This is a genomic window from Psychromonas arctica, assembly GCF_038155225.1.
Lineage (GTDB): Bacteria > Pseudomonadota > Gammaproteobacteria > Enterobacterales > Psychromonadaceae > Psychromonas > Psychromonas arctica_B.
Window position 1 is genome coordinate 1 of record NZ_JBAKBA010000394.1, and the last position, 212, is coordinate 212.

General features: G+C 38.7%; 1 pseudogene. It reads right to left on the bottom strand.

What is annotated here, in order from left to right:
• A pseudogene (locus V6255_RS18895) lies at positions 1-212 on the bottom strand (type I glyceraldehyde-3-phosphate dehydrogenase); the annotation flags it as partial.

Consider the following 212-nt stretch of genomic DNA (forward strand, 5'->3'; position numbering starts at 1 on the left):
CACCGATGAAATCTTGTGATACTACGTCATCTTCAGTGTAACCAAGAACACAAGACATTTCATTTTAAGAAGCACGTTTCATTTCTGCACAAATTTCTTCGTATGTAGCTGCTGTTTTAAGGTTAACTGTTAAGTCAACAACTGCAACGTCAGCAGTTGGGACACGGAAAGCCATACAAGTTAGTAGACCGTTAAGTGCAGGAATTACTTTA